Origin of the sequence: Desulfovibrio sp. 1188_IL3213 (genome assembly GCF_036763145.1) — a bacterium.
In the GTDB taxonomy this organism is placed as follows: Bacteria; Desulfobacterota; Desulfovibrionia; order Desulfovibrionales; family Desulfovibrionaceae; genus Desulfovibrio.
The window spans coordinates 1-1,775 of the sequence record NZ_JBAIYR010000440.1 but is presented as its reverse complement, the minus strand read 5'-3'; the positions used below and the strand labels follow the sequence as shown (position 1 = coordinate 1,775).

The 1,775-nt window shown below is 60.7% G+C and carries 1 protein-coding gene; it reads left to right on the top strand.

All coding sequences use genetic code 11. The features are described 5' to 3' along the window. Positions 1–1,775: endonuclease MutS2 (locus V6C16_RS12370; RefSeq protein ID WP_333543343.1), on the top strand; the 1,775-nt coding region annotated here is incomplete at both ends.

Here is a 1,775-nt window from a genome sequence, read left to right as displayed (position 1 = left end):
CGCACCTGCTGGCCCTGGCCGACGGCACGCCCCTGCCAGTGCAGCTTACAGCGGCCCTTCTGCGCTGCCTTTCTGACGACGGCCTGCTGAAAGACGAAAGCTCGCCCGAGCTTTACCGCCTGCGCGGCGAACTGCGCCGTCTGCATCAGAGCTGCATGCGCAAGGTCAAGGACTATGCCTTGCAGTACAACATGCTTGCCTATCTGCAGGACGAATTCATGACCCTTTCGTCCGACCGTTACGTGCTGCCCCTCAAGGCCAACTTCAAGGGACGCATGCAGGGTATTATTCACGACTGGTCGCAGACAGGCGAAACCTGCTATTTTGAACCCATGTTTCTGGTGGAGATCAACAACCGCCTTCAGGAACTGAAACGCGAAGAACGCGAAGAAGAACGCAAGGTTCTGCAATATCTGCGCAGTCTGCTCGAAGCGGAACTGCCCGGCGCGCAGGCCGCTCTTGAACTGCTGGCCCAGCTTGACCTTCTGCAGGCCAAGCGGCGTTTGGCAACCCTTTTTGACGGTCGCTGCCTGTCGCTGACCCCAGTGGCCGAAGGCATACAGTTGCTCGATGCCCGCCACCCCCTGCTTTTGCTCAACAGGGTCAAAAATGCGGACACTTCTGCCGCAGACTCCACGCAGGACAAAAAAGCCGCCGCACGGGCTGCGGCTGCCGTAAAACCGCTCGATATCGTGCTGCGCCCCGGCGAACGCGCCCTGATCATCACGGGCGGCAATGCTGGCGGAAAAACGGTCTGCCTGAAAACCCTCGGCCTTATCGCCGCCATGACTCTCAGCGGCCTGCCGGTTCCCGTGGGGGCCGGTTCCCATTTGCCCTGGTTCAGCCGCATGGATGCCTTTATTGGTGATGAGCAGAGTCTTGCGGACAATGTGTCCACCTTTACGGCGCAAATCGAGCACCTTGCCAAAGCCTGGAAGCATCTTGACGCCAGCGGCGTGGTGCTGCTGGACGAGTTTGGCGCGGGAACAGACCCGGCTCAGGGCGCTGCTCTGGCTCAGGCGGTACTTGACGAATTGCTCGACAAGCATACCTTTGTTCTGGCAGCCACGCATTTTCCCGCGCTCAAGAGCTACGCCCTCACCAGGGAGGGAGCGCGCGCGGCCTCAATGCTGTTTGATCCCCAAAGCAAAAAACCCCTGTTCCGGCTGGCCTATGATCAGGTGGGGGCCAGTCAGGCGCTGGATGTGGCACGCGAACACGGCCTGCCCGAAAGCATTGTACGCCGGGCAGAACACTATCTTTTGCAGGACGGGCAAGACGCCACGGCCCTGCTTTCCCGGCTCAACGATCTGGCTGCAAAGCGCGAGGAAGAACTGGCGGTTTTGCGGCAGGAGCAGGACAAGACCCGGGCTGCCGCCAGGCATGAGCGCGAAAAGCTGGAAAAAGAGCGGCTGCGCCTGCACGACGAAGTGCGGAGCAAGGCGTCCGAACTCATGCGAGCCTGGAAAGAAGGCCGCGCAACCCACAAGCAGGCCCTGAAAGAAATGTCCCGCCTGCGGGCTTCGCTTGTTCCGGCTGACGCGGCGGATCAAAACGGCTCGGTTCTGCCCAGCCCTGAGCATTTTGTGATTGGTCAGCAGGTTTTTCACACTGTTTTCAATAAACGCGGCGTGGTCACTGATGTGGACGAGCGTCGCGGCCGGGTACGCCTGGACATGAACGGCGTAAACCTGTGGGCCGAAATGAAAGCCCTGCGCCTGCACGGCAGCCAGGGAACCCCGCAGTCCCTGGGCAGGCCTTCTTCCATTCTGGCC